The 15,620-nt window shown below is 68.5% G+C and carries 13 protein-coding genes; 3 read left to right on the top strand and 10 right to left on the bottom strand.

The window, feature by feature from the left end; all coding sequences use genetic code 11:
• Genes KY501_RS03180 through KY501_RS03165 form a run of 4 tightly spaced genes read right to left on the bottom strand, consistent with a single transcriptional unit; the run spans position 1 to position 3,504 of the window.
• Positions 1-1,116 carry a sensor histidine kinase gene (locus tag KY501_RS03180; protein ID WP_224360982.1) on the bottom strand — a complete coding sequence of 372 codons (1,116 nt, stop codon included), beginning with the start codon at positions 1,114-1,116 and terminating at the stop codon, positions 1-3.
• A complete protein-coding gene (locus tag KY501_RS03175; protein WP_224360981.1) occupies positions 1,113-1,823 on the bottom strand; it encodes a response regulator in 711 nt (236 codons plus the stop codon). Before KY501_RS03175 ends, KY501_RS03180 begins: the two co-directional genes overlap by 4 nt.
• On the bottom strand, positions 1,798-2,988 hold the full coding sequence (locus tag KY501_RS03170; protein ID WP_224360979.1) for a protoglobin domain-containing protein: 1,191 nt from the start codon (positions 2,986-2,988) through the stop codon (positions 1,798-1,800). Before KY501_RS03170 ends, KY501_RS03175 begins: the two co-directional genes overlap by 26 nt.
• A 48-nt stretch (positions 2,989-3,036) precedes the next feature.
• Positions 3,037-3,504, bottom strand: coding sequence for a hypothetical protein (locus tag KY501_RS03165; RefSeq protein WP_224360977.1), 468 nt, complete (start codon positions 3,502-3,504; stop codon positions 3,037-3,039).
• A gap of 309 nt (positions 3,505-3,813) precedes the next feature.
• Here KY501_RS03165 and KY501_RS03160 point away from each other — a divergent pair, with 309 nt between their 5' ends.
• On the top strand, positions 3,814-7,380 hold the full coding sequence (locus tag KY501_RS03160; protein WP_224360975.1) for a serine/threonine-protein kinase: 3,567 nt from the start codon (positions 3,814-3,816) through the stop codon (positions 7,378-7,380).
• Here the strand turns inward: KY501_RS03160 and KY501_RS03155 are convergent.
• Genes KY501_RS03155 through KY501_RS03140 form a run of 4 tightly spaced genes read right to left on the bottom strand, consistent with a single transcriptional unit; the run spans position 7,377 to position 10,052 of the window.
• Positions 7,377-8,198: an SDR family oxidoreductase gene (locus KY501_RS03155; protein WP_224360973.1), complete on the bottom strand. Its 822-nt coding sequence runs from the start codon at positions 8,196-8,198 to the stop codon at positions 7,377-7,379. The genes KY501_RS03160 and KY501_RS03155 overlap by 4 nt on opposite strands.
• A complete protein-coding gene (locus tag KY501_RS03150; protein WP_224360972.1) occupies positions 8,195-8,947 on the bottom strand; it encodes a lysophospholipid acyltransferase family protein in 753 nt (250 codons plus the stop codon). Before KY501_RS03150 ends, KY501_RS03155 begins: the two co-directional genes overlap by 4 nt.
• Positions 8,944-9,912: a 3-oxoacyl-ACP synthase III family protein gene (locus KY501_RS03145; protein WP_224360971.1), complete on the bottom strand. Its 969-nt coding sequence runs from the start codon at positions 9,910-9,912 to the stop codon at positions 8,944-8,946. Before KY501_RS03145 ends, KY501_RS03150 begins: the two co-directional genes overlap by 4 nt.
• Entirely contained in the window at positions 9,909-10,052 is a 144-nt protein-coding gene (locus tag KY501_RS03140) for a hypothetical protein (RefSeq protein WP_224360970.1), read from the bottom strand. Before KY501_RS03140 ends, KY501_RS03145 begins: the two co-directional genes overlap by 4 nt.
• Positions 10,053-10,218: 166 nt before the next feature.
• Here KY501_RS03140 and KY501_RS03135 point away from each other — a divergent pair, with 166 nt between their 5' ends.
• Positions 10,219-11,979, top strand: a complete 1,761-nt coding sequence (locus KY501_RS03135; RefSeq protein ID WP_224360969.1) for a sigma-54-dependent transcriptional regulator — start codon at positions 10,219-10,221, stop codon at positions 11,977-11,979.
• Positions 11,980-12,018: 39 nt separating this feature from the next.
• Here KY501_RS03135 and KY501_RS03130 read toward each other — a convergent pair whose 3' ends face one another.
• A complete protein-coding gene (locus tag KY501_RS03130) occupies positions 12,019-12,603 on the bottom strand; it encodes a superoxide dismutase (RefSeq protein WP_224360968.1) in 585 nt (194 codons plus the stop codon).
• 34 nt (positions 12,604-12,637) lie between these two features.
• Positions 12,638-13,138 carry a flavin reductase family protein gene (locus KY501_RS03125; RefSeq protein ID WP_224360967.1) on the bottom strand — a complete coding sequence of 167 codons (501 nt, stop codon included), beginning with the start codon at positions 13,136-13,138 and terminating at the stop codon, positions 12,638-12,640.
• A gap of 399 nt (positions 13,139-13,537) precedes the next feature.
• Here KY501_RS03125 and KY501_RS03120 point away from each other — a divergent pair, with 399 nt between their 5' ends.
• The gene (locus KY501_RS03120; protein WP_224360965.1) at positions 13,538-15,418 is read left to right on the top strand and encodes a M4 family metallopeptidase; all 1,881 of its coding nucleotides are present in this window, start codon (positions 13,538-13,540) and stop codon (positions 15,416-15,418) included.
• Positions 15,419-15,620 lie beyond the last annotated feature (202 nt).

The following is a 15,620-nucleotide window of genomic DNA, read 5'->3' as shown; positions in this document are numbered from 1 at the left end:
TCACCGGTAGGCCACGACAGGAGGGGCCTTGGGCAATCTCAAGAAGAAGCGCGCTCCCCCCCCTGGTGCATCACCGACTTCCAGTGTTCCGCCGTGCTGCGTCACGATGGAGTGCACGATGGAGAGCCCCAGCCCCGAGCCCTGGGCCTTCGTGGTGAAGAAGGGCTCGAAGATGCGGTCCCTTACCTCACTGGGCACCCCTGGCCCCGTGTCATCCACCGTCACCCACACGCTCTGGCCATCCTCCCCCGCCGAGATGCGGACCTCACCTCCCGCAGGCGTCGCCTCCAGGGCATTGAGCGCCAGGTTGATGAGCACCTGCCGCAACCGCTCCTCCTCGCCCGGGACCCGAGCCGTCGAGGCAGCCCCCACCCGCTCCAGCCGCACCTTGCGCGCCTCGGCCTGGCCGCCGAGCAGATCCACCACCCGCCGCAGCAGCGGCTCCACCTCCACCGGCTCCGGGCGGAAATCCCGAGGCCGCGCGAACTGCAGGAAGTCCTCCAGGATGTGATCCAGCCGCCGGATCTCGTCACGCACCAGGCTGAGGGGCTCCAGCAACGGGCCCTGCTGAGCCTCCGAGAGCTTGCGCACGCGCCGCTCTAGCACCGAGAGCTGCAGCGCCGCGGCATTGAGCGGGTTGCGGATCTCGTGGGACAGGCCCGCCGTCATCGTCCCCACCGCCGCCAGCTTCTCCGTCACCTGCGCACGGCGAGCCAGCTCGCGCTTCTCCGCGTGCAGCCGCACCTGCCGCATGGCCTGCTCCAGCGTGAGCAGCAGATCCTGAGGTGCGCACGGCTTCATCAGGTATGCACAGGCCCCGGCCCGCACCGCCTCCACCGCCGTCTCCAGCGTGGCGAAGCCGGTGAGCAGCACCACCTCGGACTCGGGCAGCTCCTGCTTCAGCTCGGCGGCCAGCGCCGTGCCGTCGCCATCTGGCAGGCGCAGGTCCACCAGCGCCACGTCAAAGCCGTCCTTCGCGCATTCGCGAGCGGCCCGGCAGCTCTCCGCGATGCGGACCTCATAGCCCGCATCCCCGAGCAGTTCCTGAAGGTTGTCGAGGAACGCCGCGTTGTCATCCACCACCAGGACTCGCGGATTGCGGGCAAGCGGGCTCATGCGGCGGACCTGCCCGCGGCGTGCGTCCGCTCCAGCGCGTCCACGAGCGCCGCCGTATCGAAGGGCTTCTGGAAGACGCCCGCTGTCTCCTGCCCCAACGCCACCTCCGGATAGGCCGTGATGACGAAGACGGGCAGGTCCGGGAAGCGGGCCTTGAGCCGGCGCAGGGCCTCGCCATCCGGGCCCCCGGGCATGCGCAAGTCCACCAGCGCCGCGAAGGGCTTCACCATGGAGAGCCGATCCGCCTCCATCACCGAGCGGGCCGTCACGCACGAGAAGCCCCGCGAGCGCAGCACCTCGGTGAGGTTGTCCGCGAGCGCGGGATCGTCCTCCACCAGCGCCACCAGCCCATCCCGCCGCGCCGAGGACAGCAACCCCATCAAGGCCGGCACCGGCACCGGCTTGGGCAGCACCGCCAGCAACCCCTCGTTGCGCGCCGCCTCCAGATCGTTCTCTCCCGGGTAGGCGGTGATGACCACGGCGGCGACGCCCGGGTCCACCTGGCGGATGTGGTGCACGGCCGCCGCGCCGCTCATGCCCGGCATCTTCATATCGGTGATCAGCGCGTCGAAGCGCGTGCTCTTCGCCAGGGAGAGCGCTTCGGAGCCATCCGTCACCACGGTGGCCGCGTCTCCCATGTCGCGGAGAATCTCCGCGATGTTCTCCGCGAAGGCTCGGTTGTCATCGAGCAGCAGGTAGTGCCGCACTGGACCCTCCCGGCGGTGTGATGGGTAGTCGGATGACGAAGCGGGCGCCCGGGCCCTTCTCGGGCCGAGGCACGTAGGCAATGGAGCCTCCGTGGCGCTCCAGGATGCGCTTGACGAGCGGCAACCCCAGGCCGATGCCGCGCGCCTTCGTCGTCATGAGCGGCTCGAAGAGGCGCCGGCGGATGGACTCGCTCACCCCAGGCCCCAGGTCCTCGAAGATCAGCTCCACCGAGCCCGCAACGATCGTGGCCGTCAGCTCCACCTTTCCGCTCTCCCCCATGGCCTGTATGGAGTTCTCCAGGAGGTTGATGAAGACCTGCCGGAGCTGATTGGGATCGCCTCGCAGCTCGGGCAGCTCCGAGAGCCCCCGCTCCACCACGCTCACGCCCACGGGGATCTGAACGGCCGAGCGCGCGCTCTGCCACACCTCCGCCAGCCGCACTGGCTCGTGCTTCAGCGGCTTGTCCCGGATCATGTCCAGCAGATCCGTAACAATGCGGTTGGCGATGGCCACCTGCTCGCCGATGCGATCCAGGTGCTTCGTCGTGCGCTCGTCCCCCGGTGTCATGCGGCCCTTGAGGATGAAGAGCGATGTCTCGATGACCCCGAGCGGGTTGCGCAGCTCGTGCCCGATGGAGCCCACCAGCTGCCCGAAGGTGGACAGCCGCTCGTTGCGAGCCTGCTGCGCGAGCAGATCCTCCCGGTAGGTGTGCAGCATGATGGCCAGCTCCAGATCGAGGATCTTCGACACCGCCCGGCGCACCTGCTCCACTTCCTGGGGGCGGTGGCGGTAGTACTCGTCGATGAGCGCCTGGAACTCCAGCCGCAGCACGTTCATCGCGCCGAACATGTAGTGCTGGGGCAGAGCGATGCGCACGTGCATGCGCCCGATTCGGCAGCGCAGCGCGTAGTACGCCTCATCCCACGGCCCCCTCAGCAACTGATCCATCCAGATCTGCAAGGTGCCCTTGAGGTGACCGACCTGACTCTCCCCGCCCTCGAGCGCCGTACGCGCGCCCTCGTGCTCCAGGATGCGTGCGTAGAACACCTCGGCGATGCGCGAGAAGTGCTCTCTCGCCACGCCGTGCAGAGCCAGCAGCGCCTGCTCGTCCTCGGGGCTGAAGCCCACGTATCTCTTGAGCTCCTCGAACAAGGTTTCCGCCATGCGCGGGCAGCCTAACGCCGGCCAGGGCATTGGACAGCCTCTTCCCGCCTACCCCGCGAAGGGGGACTGGGTGAATGGGATCTGATCCACCCGGCAACCGGCCTGCCGGGCCAACTCCATGAGCAACAACTCCCGGTGAACGCGCAGCTCCAGCCGCGTGCGCTGCTGATCCTTGAGGAAGTGCAGGCCGTGGACGAGCTCGAGCACCGTGGCCTCTCCCGCGGCGAGCCCCAGCAGCGCCGAGCCCAGCGCCTCTTCCGCCGTGGGCAGCAACTGGTTCTCCACGGCATCCAGGCGGCGCTCCACCGTCCTCTGCACCCGCCCCTCCTCGCTGCCGGGGGACTCGAGGAAGCGCGAAAGGCTCAAGCCGCGAGACGAGGGCTCGGCTGCCGGCGCCGGCCGCAGGCGGGGAGGTTGTACGGTGAGCGAAGAGCCCGGCTCCAGCCCAGACGCCTGGCCGGAAGGGGCGCTCAGGAGCGTGGCGAGCAGGACGAGGCAGGCGCTGTGGGCAACCATGAAGGACTCCGTCTCCCGGGAAGAGCCCCGGCCCCCGGTTCCACAGCAATCCCCACGCCACCCCACTCCCCTCGCGAAGCCCCCCAGGCGCCGCGCAACTCTTGCGGGGAACCCCAGGTCGGGCGCAGCCCCTGCACCCACGGGCACCCCTATTTCGTGACAGCGGCAAAACACAGTATTACTTCAATTTGCCAACCCGTTAAGGCTGCCCGCAGTCGGACAACCCGCATCTTCTGGCCGTGAAATGTTTAAATCCATGTCTCAACATCATCACTCGGGGCTTCAAGGGCCGGGCCCCCAGAGGAATCCATGGACGTAGTCGCGCCGGGAACCAGCACGGGAGATCTCTCCGCGCCGTTCCTTGCCAGCGCTGAGGTGGTGGGCCGCCGTTACCAGGTCCTGGAGGTGGTCGGCCGAGGCGGGATGGGGACGGTGTACCTCGCGAAGGATCGGCTCGCTGGCGTCGTGGCCCTGAAGCGACTGCATCGCTCGGTGGACGAGATCGCCGAGGACGCCACGCGCAGCCTCGGCGCGAAGACGGCGCCGCCCGAGATCGCGATCGGGCTGGCCGACGAGTTCAAGGTCCTCACCTCGCTGCATCATCCGCACGTCATCAGCGTGCTCGACTACGGGTTCGATGATCAGGCGCGGCCCTACTACACGATGGATCTGCTCAAGGGCGCGCAGGCCATCACCGAGGCGGGAAAGAGCCTGCCGCACGAGGTGCGCGTGGGCCTGCTGGCGCAGGTGCTCCAGGCGCTGGCGTACATGCACCGCTGGGGCGTCATCCACCGCGATCTCAAGCCGGCCAACGTGCTCGTCGTCGACGGGCAGGTGAAGGTGCTGGACTTCGGCCTGGCCATTGCCCGCGAGCGCCCGGATGCGCAAGGCACGGTGGGCACGCCCGGCTTCGTGGCCCCCGAGCTCTTCGAGGGGCAGCCCGCCTCGGCCGCCTCGGATCTGTTCAGCCTGGGGATGATCGCCTACCGGCTCTTCGCCGCAGCGAGCCCCGGGCGGCCCGCGGGACTGCCCGCGAACTTCGAGGAGAGCGCGCTCGGACACGTGCTGCGCAAGCTGAGCGCGTCGGATCCCCACGAGCGGTACCGCAGCGCCGAGGAGGCCCTCTCCGCGCTGACCGAGGCGACCGGTCATCAGATCGTCACGGAGACCTCGGCCACACGCGAGAGCTTCCTGCAAGGCGCGCGCTTCGTCGGCCGCGAGCACGAATTGCAGCGGATGGAAGGCGTGCTCAACCAGGCGCTGCACGGCAAGGGCAGCGCGTGGCTGGTGGGCGGTGAGAGCGGCGTCGGGAAGTCCCGGCTGCTGGACGAGGTGCGCACACTGGCGTTGGTGCGCGGCTCGGTGGCGGTACGGGGCCAGGGCGTCACCGGCGGTGGCAGCCCGTACCAGGAATGGCGCTCGGTGCTGCGCTGGCTGGTCCTGCTGGCCGAGCCCAATGACTTCGAGGCGGGCGTGCTCCGGCCCCTGGTGGAGGACGTCGAGGCGCTGCTGAACCGCCCCGTGCCCGCCATGGTCGAGTTGGATCCCGAAATGGCGCAGGCGCGCCTGTTCGCTGTGGTGGAGGATCTGTTTCGCCGGGTGCCCCAGCCCACGGTGCTCATCCTGGAGGATCTGCACTGGGCTCATGACGAGTCGCTGCGCCTGCTGGCCCGCATCTCGGACCTGGCGAAGACCTTGCCCCTGCTCATCCTCGCCAGCTACCGGGATGATGAGCGGCCCGCTCTCCCGAGCGAGCTGCCGGTGATGGAAGTGCTGCGGCTGCCCCGGCTCGGCGAGAACGCCATCGCCGTGCTCACCGAGTCGATGATCGGCGCGGCGGGGCGCTCGCCCCATATCCTCGAGATGCTGCGGCGCGAGACGGAGGGCAATCCGTTCTTCCTGGTGGAGGTGGTCCGCGCGCTGGCCGAGGAGACGGGACAGCTGGCCCGGATTGGCAGCGCGCCCCTCCCCGCCAAGGTGTTCCCGGGCGGCGTGAAGCAGATCGTCCAGCGGCGGCTGGCGAAGCTCCCCCCTTCGGCACGCGAGCTGCTCCAGTTGGCGGCCATCATCGGGCGCCGGATCGATCCGAAGGTGCTGAGCTGGTGCGCGCCCTCGATGCGCATGGAGGCCTTCCTGTCCGAGTGCGCGAGCGCCGCGGTGCTGGACTTCTCCGAAGGCCAGTGGCGCTTCGCGCACGACAAGCTGCGAGAGGGTGTGATCGCGGATCTGGTGCCGCGCGCCGAGCCGCTGCTGCACCGCCAGGCGGCGATGGCCATCGAGGCGGTGTACTCGGAGTCCCCGGATTGGACGGTGGCGCTCGCGCTCCACTGGGGCAAGGCGGGTGACGCGGCGAAGGAGATCCACTACGCGCAGAAGGCCGGCGAGCAGGCCCTGGCGGCCTATGCCAGCCGCGAGGCCATCCACCACCTGGAGCGAGCGCAGGCCCTGCTCGCGCCCACGGCCACGGACGCTCAATCCCTGGGGCCCGAGAAGCGCGCCCAGCTAGCGCACCTCGAGGCGCTGCTGGCGGATGCCTACTTCCAGCTCGGGCTGCTGGACAAGTGCCGCGCGCATGCCGAGAGCTCCCTGCGGTACTTCGGCTGGAGCGTGCCCTCCTCCTCCGCGGGCTGGGGGGTGGGCGTCCTGGGCCAGCTCGTCCAGCGCCTCGCCCAGGCGACGGTGCCGGAAGCGTTCGAAGTCGGCACGAACGAGGAGCCGGAGCACCGCGCGGAGGCGGGTCGCATGCTGCTGCGGCTCACCGACATGTTCCTCCTTGCCCAGGACATGCCGCGCCTGCTCTGGACCGGACTGCGGATGCTCAACATCTGCGAGCCCCTGGGCGCCTCCCCGTCCCTGGCGCGCGGCTACGCGCTGATGTCCGTGGTGGCCAGCCTGCCGCCCACCTTCCCGATCGCCGAGCTCTGGCTGCGCCGCTCCCAGGAGATGGTCGAACAGGTAGGCACTCCCATCGACGTGGCCTACGTGCTGTCCCGCAACGCGATGTCCGGCGTCGGCATGGCCCGCTGGCAGGAGCTGGAGGCCTGGGGCGAGCGCTCCATCTCCATCGCCAGCAGCGTGAGCGACTACCGGCAGCTGGAGGAGACCTGCGCGGTGCTCACGGCCGCGAACACCTGCCGCGCGCGCTACGAGCGCGCCATCGAGCTGGCGGAGCGGATGGAGCACTCGGCGCGGCGGCGGGGCGCCACGCAGACGCAGCTCTGGGGCCCCGTGATGCGCGTCGGGCCGATGATGCGCCTGGGCCGCTCCATGGAGGCCGTCCTTCTGGCTTCGGCGGAGATGACCCGCATCGAGGCAAACGTCGACATCGCGTCGAGGATCGTGTTGTACGGCACGATCGCGCTGGCCTGGCTGCGCCAGGGCAACGTCGACCAGGCGCGCCAGTTGGCCACAAAGGCGCTCCAGGTGCTGCAGTCCATCAAGCCCTTCGCCTTCTTCCTGTACCCGGGCATCATCGCGATGAACGAGGTGCTCCTCACGCTCTGGGAGCGCTCCGCCGCGGGCTCCCCGGAGCGGGAGCAGCTGATGAAGGAGGCCCAGGCGGGCATCCAGATCCTGCGCACCTTCGCCCGGGTCCTGCCCCTGGGGCGCTCCTTCTCATGGCTGTGCCGCGGGAGCGAGACATGGCTCTCGGGCCACCCGGCGGAGGCACGCCATGCATGGGCGAAGGCGCTGGCCGAGGCGGAGCGGCTCAAGATGCCCTTCGAGGAAGGGCTCGCCCGGTTCGAGCTCGGCCGCCACATGGATCTCCAGGAGCCCAACCGGAGAACCCAGCTGATCAAAGCCCGGGGGATCTTCTCCGAGCTGGGGATGCCGGACGAGCTCGCACGGGTCCAGACGGAGCTGGATCGCGGTTAGCCTCGGCCTGGCGGGTTGAGCACCAGGTCCAGCAGCCGCAGCGTCATGCCCCCGGTGAAGTCGATGGTCGCCCCGTTGAACCAGTCCACCTCGTCTCCGAGGAGGACCGCGACGAAGCGGGCCACCTCCTGGACGGTGCACATCCGCCCGGAGGGGTTCATCTGGCAGTGGGCGGCCTCCAGCCGCGCCAGCGCCTCCGGCGAGTAGACGTGCGTGAGAGCCGGAGTCATCACCGTGCCGAACTTGAGCAGGTTCACCCGGTGGCCCTTGGGCCCCAGCTCGATGGCCATGTGGCGCACATAGATCTCCAGTGCGGCCTTGGCGGCGGTGATGAGGCCCGTGTTGTGGAGCAACGACTCGGTCAGCGGGTTGGTCAGCCCCAGCAGGCGGGCCTGTGGCGCGAGCAGATCGCGCGCCACCAGCGCCTGGATCCAGTAGACGAACGAGTGCGCCATCGCGTTGAAGGTGCGCTCCACCTGCTTGGGGTGCAGCGGGCCTTTCTCTCCCGAGAGGAAATGCCCCACCGAGCCGCTGGCGATCGAATGGACGAACAACTTCACGCTCCGCGGGCCCGCCGCCGCCAGGAGCGCCTCCGCTCCCTGGGCAGCGCCCTCGGGAGTGCCTGCATCGCCGCGATGCATGATGACGCGACGCCCGGTGGCGGCCACCTCTCGCTCCACCTGCTGGGCCTGGTCCAGGTAGCGCCCCCGGTGCACCCCGAACACGTCGAGCCCTCGGGAGCCCGCCACCTCCACCGCGATGGCAGCCCCGGTCCCGGACGATGCGCCGAGGATCACCGCCCACTGCCCCGCACTCATGCGGACTCCTTCCGGCCTCTGGCTCGATCCATGAGCGACTGAACCGCGCCCCGCACCTCCTGATGCAGATTCACCAGGGCCGCGCGATCCGCGGGATCGATCCTCCCCTGGAGGTGCCAGTGGATCGGCTCACCGATGAGCTGGGTGATCTTCACCGGGATCGTCAGTGCGAACGGCCACAGCCCCGTGGCCCCGACGCCCAACCAGAGCGGGATCCCCGCCGGCATCCGGAAGCGCCTCCCGAGCGCATAGCCATCATTGAGGCCGATAAAGATGTCATCCACGCCGGTGGCCGCCACGGGGATGATGGGCAGGCCATGGCGGATGGCCAGACGCAGGTATCCGAGCCGCTCTCCCCAATCGACTTCATAGCGGTGGCGGAAGCTGCGGAACCCCTCGCGTGTCCCACCGGGCTGGACAAGGATGTGCTCGCCCCGCGCGACGGCCGCCTCGATGCCGGGGCCATCCCCGGTGACGAAACCCAGACCGTTGATCCACCACCTCAGGATCCGGTTCGTGCCGAAGAAGCCATGGATGATGCCGTGAGGCAGGTAGCCCAGCCGCTCATAGAGGCTGACGGTGAGCATGCACTGGTCGATCGCCATGGGCCGGCCGTGATAGGCGACGATCAGACTGGCCCCGGGCTGGAGCAGCGTCTCCATGCCCCTGACCTCATAGCGGTGCCACAAGCGCATCACCCGGAACGCGGCCAGCCAGGTCGCCAGGGGAACACCGCTGGCCTGACTCATCCTCCCACCTGATAGATGATCGCGCCCTGGGCGACCCCCGCCCCCAGCCCCAACAGCAGGATGCGATCCCCTGGGCGTACTTCCCGGGTCCGCATCAGCACATCGAGGCTGTACGGGATCGACGCGGCGGCCACGCTCCCCACGTCCTGGACGATCGGGATGAGCTTCGCCCTGTCGATGCCGAGCGAGGTGACGATGGCATCGACCAGAGGCCCGTTGGGCTGGTGGGGCAGCACCCACTGGATGTCCTCCAGCGTCAGGTTCGCCTGCTGGAGCGCCGCCTGGGTGGCCGAGCCCAGCGCATCCACCGCGACCTGGAAGATGTACCCCCGCGGGGCATAGAACTGGATCGTCTCCCTCTTCCCGGTGAACAGCGGCTGTCCCAGGCCGGTGTCCGGAGGCAAGGTGCCGTTGTTGGAGAGCGACACACCCAGCACGCCCTCGTTCGGGCGCGCGGCCCCGAGCACGGTGGCAGCCGCCGCGTCTCCCATGACGAGATAGGGCCGCGGGTTGCCTGGCTCCAGAGCGCGGGAGCAGAACTCGACGGTGACGATCCCAACCGGCCCCAGCCCGGTGGCCACCGAGCGGGCAGCGACATCGAAGGCCGAGACGAAGCCCGCGCACGCATTGTTGAGGTCGAACGCGTCACACGTGTAGGTGAGTCCGAGCGCGCCCGCGATCATGCTCGCGGTGGCGGGCGCGGAGGAGTCTCCACCGGTGGAGGAGACGAACAGGATGCGGCGCAAATCCGTGGGTGCCAGCTTCGCGGCCTCGAGCGCGCTGCGCAGCGCCTGCAGCCCCACGTCCCGCATGCGGGTGCCTGGCTCCACCCAGTAGCGCGTCCGGATGCCCGTATTGGCCTCCAGCTTCACCGGGTCCCGGCCGAGCTGCCGGGCCAGTTCCTCCGTCGGCACTGCCCGCCCGGGCAGCACGCCCGCGGTCCCGAGGATGCGCACGGGGATCATATGGGCACCTGCATCCCAAAGAGGCTTCGGACGTGCTCCGGGCAGGTGTCGAGCCACCGGCACAGTGCCCCGAAGTGCAGGGGGGCGAGCCCCCCATCCTTCCCATCCAGAGCATCGGCCGTGGTGCGCTCGCGGGTCATACGTCCTCCTTTACTACGATGCCCTGTGTGGCGGCGCAGCGGAACACACTGAGAGCAACCCCGCGAGATGCTTCCACCCAGCGGCCCGCCCTGAGAGGATGACAGCGTGCCAGGGCGGAGCGGCCCCCCGCTTCATGCACGGAAATTCCAGGGCTTGGGTGACTCCATGCAACATGACCTGTCCTCGCTGGTGGTGGCGTTGTCGAAGTCTGAAGATTTCGAAGACGCCGCCACGAGGACCCTGGCGACCTTGATGCAACTGACGGAGCGGACGATTGTCGCCAGCAAGTTCGCCGGGCGCGGCAAGGTGCTCCGAGGCATGGTGCACCTGCGTCCCTCGGAGGGATACCTGCGGCTGGCGATCCTCGAGCAGGGCGCCACCGCGGTGCAGACGGCCGGGAGCACCGGTGCCCGCGGAGTCCCGAGCCTGGTGTCCGCCACCGCGTGGCGCTCGGTGGTGCAGCACGAGTGCCCGGTGTTCATCGATGTGACGCTGGGGACGCTGCGCCCGTACTCGCCTCAATCTCCGGACAAGATCGAGGAGTTGCTCCCGGGCAGCTTCAGCAGCCAGGAGAGTCGCCAGAGCTTCCTGAACCGACAGGCTTCGCACGTGTGCGTGATTCCGCTGCGCACGCTGGGCTCGGGGATTGGGGGGATGATCTCGCTGGAGGCGGACAGCCCCACGGCGATGGGCCAGGACTTCGTCTGGCGCGAGTGCGTGGAGCAGTTGCAGACGATCGCGGAGATCGCCTCGCCGTACCTCACGGGCCTGCCGTTCCGGCCGGCGCCCCAGGTGGAGGTGGACGAGTACCTGCCCGTGGTGGGCTCGTCCATGGCGAACCTGCTGCCCATCCTCAACGTCTTCGCCCAGCAGGAGGAGAGCATCCTGGTGAGCGGCGCCACGGGCGCGGGCAAGTCACGGCTGGCGCGGTGGATGCACTCGCGCTCGAACCGGCGCAAGGGCCCCTTCGAGGTGTTGGATCTGATCGCCGTGCCCGAGGATCTGCAGATGGCGGAGCTCTTCGGGTGGAAGAAGGGCGCCTTCACCGGCGCGGTGAAGGACAGCATGGGCAGCCTCGGCCGGGCGGAGGGCGGCACGCTCTTCATCGACGAGATCGACAAGCTGTCGCTCAAGGCGCAGGCGGGCCTGTTGCGCGTGCTGGAGGAGCGCTCGTACCGGGTGCTGGGAGACGGGGCGGGAGATCGCGGCGCGGACGTGCGCTTCATCATCGGCACGAACGTGGATCTGCACGAGGCCGTGCGCACGGGGCGGTTCCGCGAGGACCTGTACTACCGCATCAACGTGCTGCCGCTGCGGGTGCCGTCGCTGGACGAGCGCCGGGATGAGATCCCGCTGTGGGCCAACTACATGGTCAACCGGCGGCACAAGGAGCAGTTCCCGCAGGGCGTGGCGCACCTGAGCCCCGAGGCGGAACAGACGCTGTGCCAGCGCACGTGGCCAGGCAACCTGCGGCAGTTGGACAACATCATCCGCCGGGCCTACACGCTGGCGCTGGTGGAGCATGGCGCCACGCCGGAGCTGACGCTGGGCGAGAGCCAATTCGCCCGGGCGCTGGAGTACGAGGGGGCCACGGGCGAGGCGAGCCCGAGCGTGAGTGTGAGCCACTCACTGACGGATGCGTTCCGCGCCGCGGCGGCGGCCTTCATCGCCGAGGCCCAGCGCCGCGGTACCCCGCTGGATCTGGGGCTGGCCGAGTCGCTGGTGGGCATGGTGCTGGGGCTGGCGGTCCAGAAGTTGGATCGCGAGGACGCCTTCCGCCTGCTGGGCCGGGAGAACCTGCTGAAGAACCGCAACCACCACAAGGTGCTCAAGCGCGAGTTGGAGAAGGTGGAGGCGCTCTACAAGGAGCTGGGCGAGGGCAGCTCGCCCTTCTCCTCACTGCTGGCGGAGAACGAGGCGGACTGAGCTGGCTGTCCGCCTCGAGGCTCCCCGCTGTACCGGGGCTCAGGCGCCCTTGAGGTTCGCCAGGACGAAGTCCCAGTTCACGAGGTTCGTGAGGAACGTGTCGATGTACTTGGGACGCGCGTTGCGGAAGTCGATGTAGTACGCGTGCTCCCACACGTCGATGGTGAGCAGCGCCTTCTGGCCGTGCTTCATCGGCAGGTCCGCGTTGCCCGTCTTGGTCACCGCCAGCTTGCCCTTCTCGAGCACCAGCCAGGCCCAGCCCGAGCCGAACTGCGTGGCCGCGGCGTTGGAGAACTCCTCGCGGAACTTCTCGAAGGAGCCGAAGTCGCGGGTGATGGCAGCGGCGAGATCGCCCGTCGGGGCCCCTCCCCCGTTGGGCTTCATGCAGTTCCAGTAGAAGGTGTGGTTCCACACCTGGGCGGCGTTGTTGAAGACGCCTCCCTCGCTGCTGAGGATGACCTGCTCGAGCGAGCTGTTCGCCTCGGGCTTGCCGTCGAGCAGCTTGTTCAGGTTGTTCACATAGGCGGCGTGGTGCTTGTCGTGGTGGAACTCGAGCGTCTCGGCGCTGAGGTGCGGGGCCAACGCGTCCTTCTTGTACGGAAGCTCGGGCAGCGTGAATGCCATGGGTCTACTCCCTTTCGTCGTGTGTGCTGCGGGGTCAATGATTCGCTGGGTCGGCCGGCGGCAGTCCCGTCACGGCGCGATAGGCTCGGTTCCAATAGAGGAGCGGCTCGCGCGCTTCCCCTCGGAGAATGGAGACGACCTGGCCCACGAGCAACAGGTGATCTCCATAGCGGCGCAGATCGAGCACGGTGCACGACAGCCCCGCCAGGCAGTCTCGAACGAACGCGGCTTCGTCGAAGGCAGCCTGGGCGGATTCTCCCTTCGCGCAGTGCACGGCGGTGTCTTGCTGAGCGGCGGAGAGGATGCTCACGGTGAATCGCCCGGCGGCCTGCACCCGCTTCAGTGTCCGTGAGCTGTCGGAGAGAGAGAGCAGCACGAGGGGAGGCTCCAGCGAGAGCGAGCTGAAGGAGCTCACCGTCGTGGCGGCGAGGCCCTGCTCATCGCGAACCGCGACCACGGACACGCCGCTCGCCCACCGCGCCAACGCCTCGCGGAAGTCGAGCGCGTTCACGCCCTCAGAGCTGCTCGGAGTCATGCCCCGCCTTTACCGGACCAGGGCCCCGGCGTCAGCAATCCGGCCAATCCATTGGCAGGAGGACAACGCAATGACAGGGCTTCGGTGCACCGGAGGGACGGGGTTCCGCGCTGGCAGCGGCTCATGGGTCTCTCCGGAGGTCCATAGGTGTGCCTAAGTAGCGCTTCTGGTGACAGCTGTCTACAAGGTGGTGACAAGTGTCCCAGAGGCAAAGTGCCTTCTGCTGATGACGGAAGTCACCGGCGGACAGGCTCTGGTGGAAGGCCACCCCCGTAAAAACAAGGAGTTACCAGCGCAAGTTCCTGACGCGCCGCATGGCACACATCATGCTCCATCCTGAATACATCGACGCACTAATCAGGACAAATTCTTACCCCCGCTTACTTGGAGCCCTCCGCCATGCAGATCGCCAACCGCCCCCAGACGTCCCCGCTGTCTTCCACCCCCGCCGTCAACACGCTCGCGCAGCAGAACCCCGCGGCCTCCCCCGCTCGCAAGCAGGAGTCGGGCTTCGACACTCAGTCGAGCTTCGTTACCTCGAGCGCCAAGGCCCCCGTGGCCCTCACCGCGCAGACGGCCGCTCCGGCTCCGGCAGTTGCCGCCAAGCCCGGCCCGCTGGCGCTCGAAACCCCTGAGGCCCAGGCCGCCGTGCAGAAGTCGCTCGAGTTCATCCAGTCCCAGTCCAGCATCAGCAACCAGGGCATCGTCGCCGGCGGCAGGACTCCCGCCTCCTTCGACCCCCGCTCTGTTACGCGCGACGAACTGGGCATGACGCACGTGCGGCTGGACCGGACGCACGAGGGCGTGAAGGTGTTCGGTGAGCAGGTCATCAGCCACCTGGACAAGGAGGGCAAGGTGTCCAGCCTCACGGGCAACACCTCCACCATCCCGGCCGGGCTGGGCTCGGACGAGGTGAAGCTGTCCTCCGAGGAAGCGTTGGCCGTGGCGCAGAAGGCGTTCGCGGGCCACACGGACGCCAGCCACCCGCCCTCCGCCGAGCGCGTGGTGGTGCAGGACAAGGAGGGCCAGTACCACGCGGCCTACCAGGTGCAGCTCACCAACGTGGAGGACCTGCAGGCCGATGAGCGCCCGCGGCGGATGAACTACTTCGTGGACGCCAACAGCGGCGAGGTGGTGCGCAGCTTCGACCAGATGGGCGGCATCGAGTTGCCCAAGGCGGGCGAGGCCAAGGCGGGCGAGGCCTCTGCCAAGGGCGAGGAGACGAAGGGTGAGGCGGCGGCGGCCACCCCTGCCGAGAAGCCTGCCACGCCGAGCACTCCGGCCACCGACAACAAGGCGGGGGCGACGGGCAAGGCGGATGACACCACGCTCTACAGCGGCAAGGTGGACCTCTCCACCACGAAGCAGGCCAACGGCAGCTACACGCTGGAGGACACCACGCGCGGCGGCGGCATCGTCACCTACGACGCCAAGAACAGGACGACGCCCAGCGGCAAGACGGAGTTCACCGACAAGAACGACGTGTGGGGTGAGGCCTCGGACAGCGCGAACACCAAGGCGGCGGTGGATGCGCACTACGGCGCCGAGATGACGTACGACTTCTACAAGGACGTGCTGGGCCGTGACTCGCTGGACGGCAAGGGCGAGAAGCTCGTCTCCTACGTGCACGTGGACAAGAACTACGTGAACGCCTACTGGGACGGCGAGAAGATGAACTACGGCGACGGCAACGGGAGGGACGCCGGCCCGCTCACCACGCTGGACATCGCCGGCCACGAAATCTCCCACGGCCTGACCGAGCGCACCGCGGGCCTCATCTACGAGGGCGAGTCCGGGGGCCTCAACGAGGCGATGAGCGACATTCTGGGTACGGGCGTGGAGTGGTACGCCAGCCAGAAGAACTCGGCGGTGCAGTTCGACTGGAAGATGGGCGAGGACGCGTGGACGCCGGCCAACGGCACCGGGGATGCGCTGCGCTACATGGATGACCCGACCAAGGACGGCTACTCCATCGACAACTACAAGAACTACCCGAAGCAGACCGAGGTGCACGGCTCCAGCGGCATCGCGAACAACGCCTTCTACCTGCTGGCCAACGGCGGCACCAACCGCACCTCGGGCGTGCAGGTGAAGGACGGCATCGGCATGGAGAAGGGCCTCAAGGTGTTCTACCGCGCGCTGGAGCACTACATGACGCCGAACACCACCTTCGCCGAGGCCCGTCAGGCCACCATCAACGCCGCCACGGACCTGTACGGCGCTGGCTCGCCCGAAGTGCAGAAGGTCAAGGAGAGCTGGAACGCGGTGGGCGTGAACTGAGCCCCCCTGAGAAGCCGTGGAGCCCCCTGTCGGGCGCGACCGCCGCCAACCTGTATGCTTGTTGGACAGGTTCGCAACAAGCGCGGCCGACAGGGGCTCCTTGATGCACGACGATCACGTTCGTCCTAGGTTTCTAGACGATCGGTCAATTCTTTTGGACTGGATGCCATAGCACGTCCATGGCTCCCCCTGCATTTTCGTG

Source organism: Hyalangium versicolor, from assembly GCF_020103695.1.
Lineage (GTDB): Bacteria > Myxococcota > Myxococcia > Myxococcales > Myxococcaceae > Hyalangium > Hyalangium versicolor.
This window is presented reverse-complemented; position numbering and strand designations above follow the sequence as displayed.

What these genes read in the sequence shown, in the direction of transcription:
- KY501_RS03180 (WP_224360982.1), bottom strand. Translation starts at nt 1,116, where the DNA reads ATGAGCCCGCTTGCCCGCAATCCGCGAGTCCTGGTGGTGGATGACAAC.
- KY501_RS03170 (WP_224360979.1), bottom strand. Translation starts at nt 2,988, where the DNA reads ATGGCGGAAACCTTGTTCGAGGAGCTCAAGAGATACGTGGGCTTCAGC.
- KY501_RS03165 (WP_224360977.1), bottom strand. Translation starts at nt 3,504, where the DNA reads ATGGTTGCCCACAGCGCCTGCCTCGTCCTGCTCGCCACGCTCCTGAGC.
- KY501_RS03160 (WP_224360975.1), top strand. Translation starts at nt 3,814, where the DNA reads ATGGACGTAGTCGCGCCGGGAACCAGCACGGGAGATCTCTCCGCGCCG.
- KY501_RS03155 (WP_224360973.1), bottom strand. Translation starts at nt 8,198, where the DNA reads ATGAGTGCGGGGCAGTGGGCGGTGATCCTCGGCGCATCGTCCGGGACC.
- KY501_RS03150 (WP_224360972.1), bottom strand. Translation starts at nt 8,947, where the DNA reads ATGAGTCAGGCCAGCGGTGTTCCCCTGGCGACCTGGCTGGCCGCGTTC.
- KY501_RS03145 (WP_224360971.1), bottom strand. Translation starts at nt 9,912, where the DNA reads ATGATCCCCGTGCGCATCCTCGGGACCGCGGGCGTGCTGCCCGGGCGG.
- KY501_RS03140 (WP_224360970.1), bottom strand. Translation starts at nt 10,052, where the DNA reads ATGACCCGCGAGCGCACCACGGCCGATGCTCTGGATGGGAAGGATGGG.
- KY501_RS03135 (WP_224360969.1), top strand. Translation starts at nt 10,219, where the DNA reads ATGCAACATGACCTGTCCTCGCTGGTGGTGGCGTTGTCGAAGTCTGAA.
- KY501_RS03130 (WP_224360968.1), bottom strand. Translation starts at nt 12,603, where the DNA reads ATGGCATTCACGCTGCCCGAGCTTCCGTACAAGAAGGACGCGTTGGCC.
- KY501_RS03125 (WP_224360967.1), bottom strand. Translation starts at nt 13,138, where the DNA reads ATGACTCCGAGCAGCTCTGAGGGCGTGAACGCGCTCGACTTCCGCGAG.
- KY501_RS03120 (WP_224360965.1), top strand. Translation starts at nt 13,538, where the DNA reads ATGCAGATCGCCAACCGCCCCCAGACGTCCCCGCTGTCTTCCACCCCC.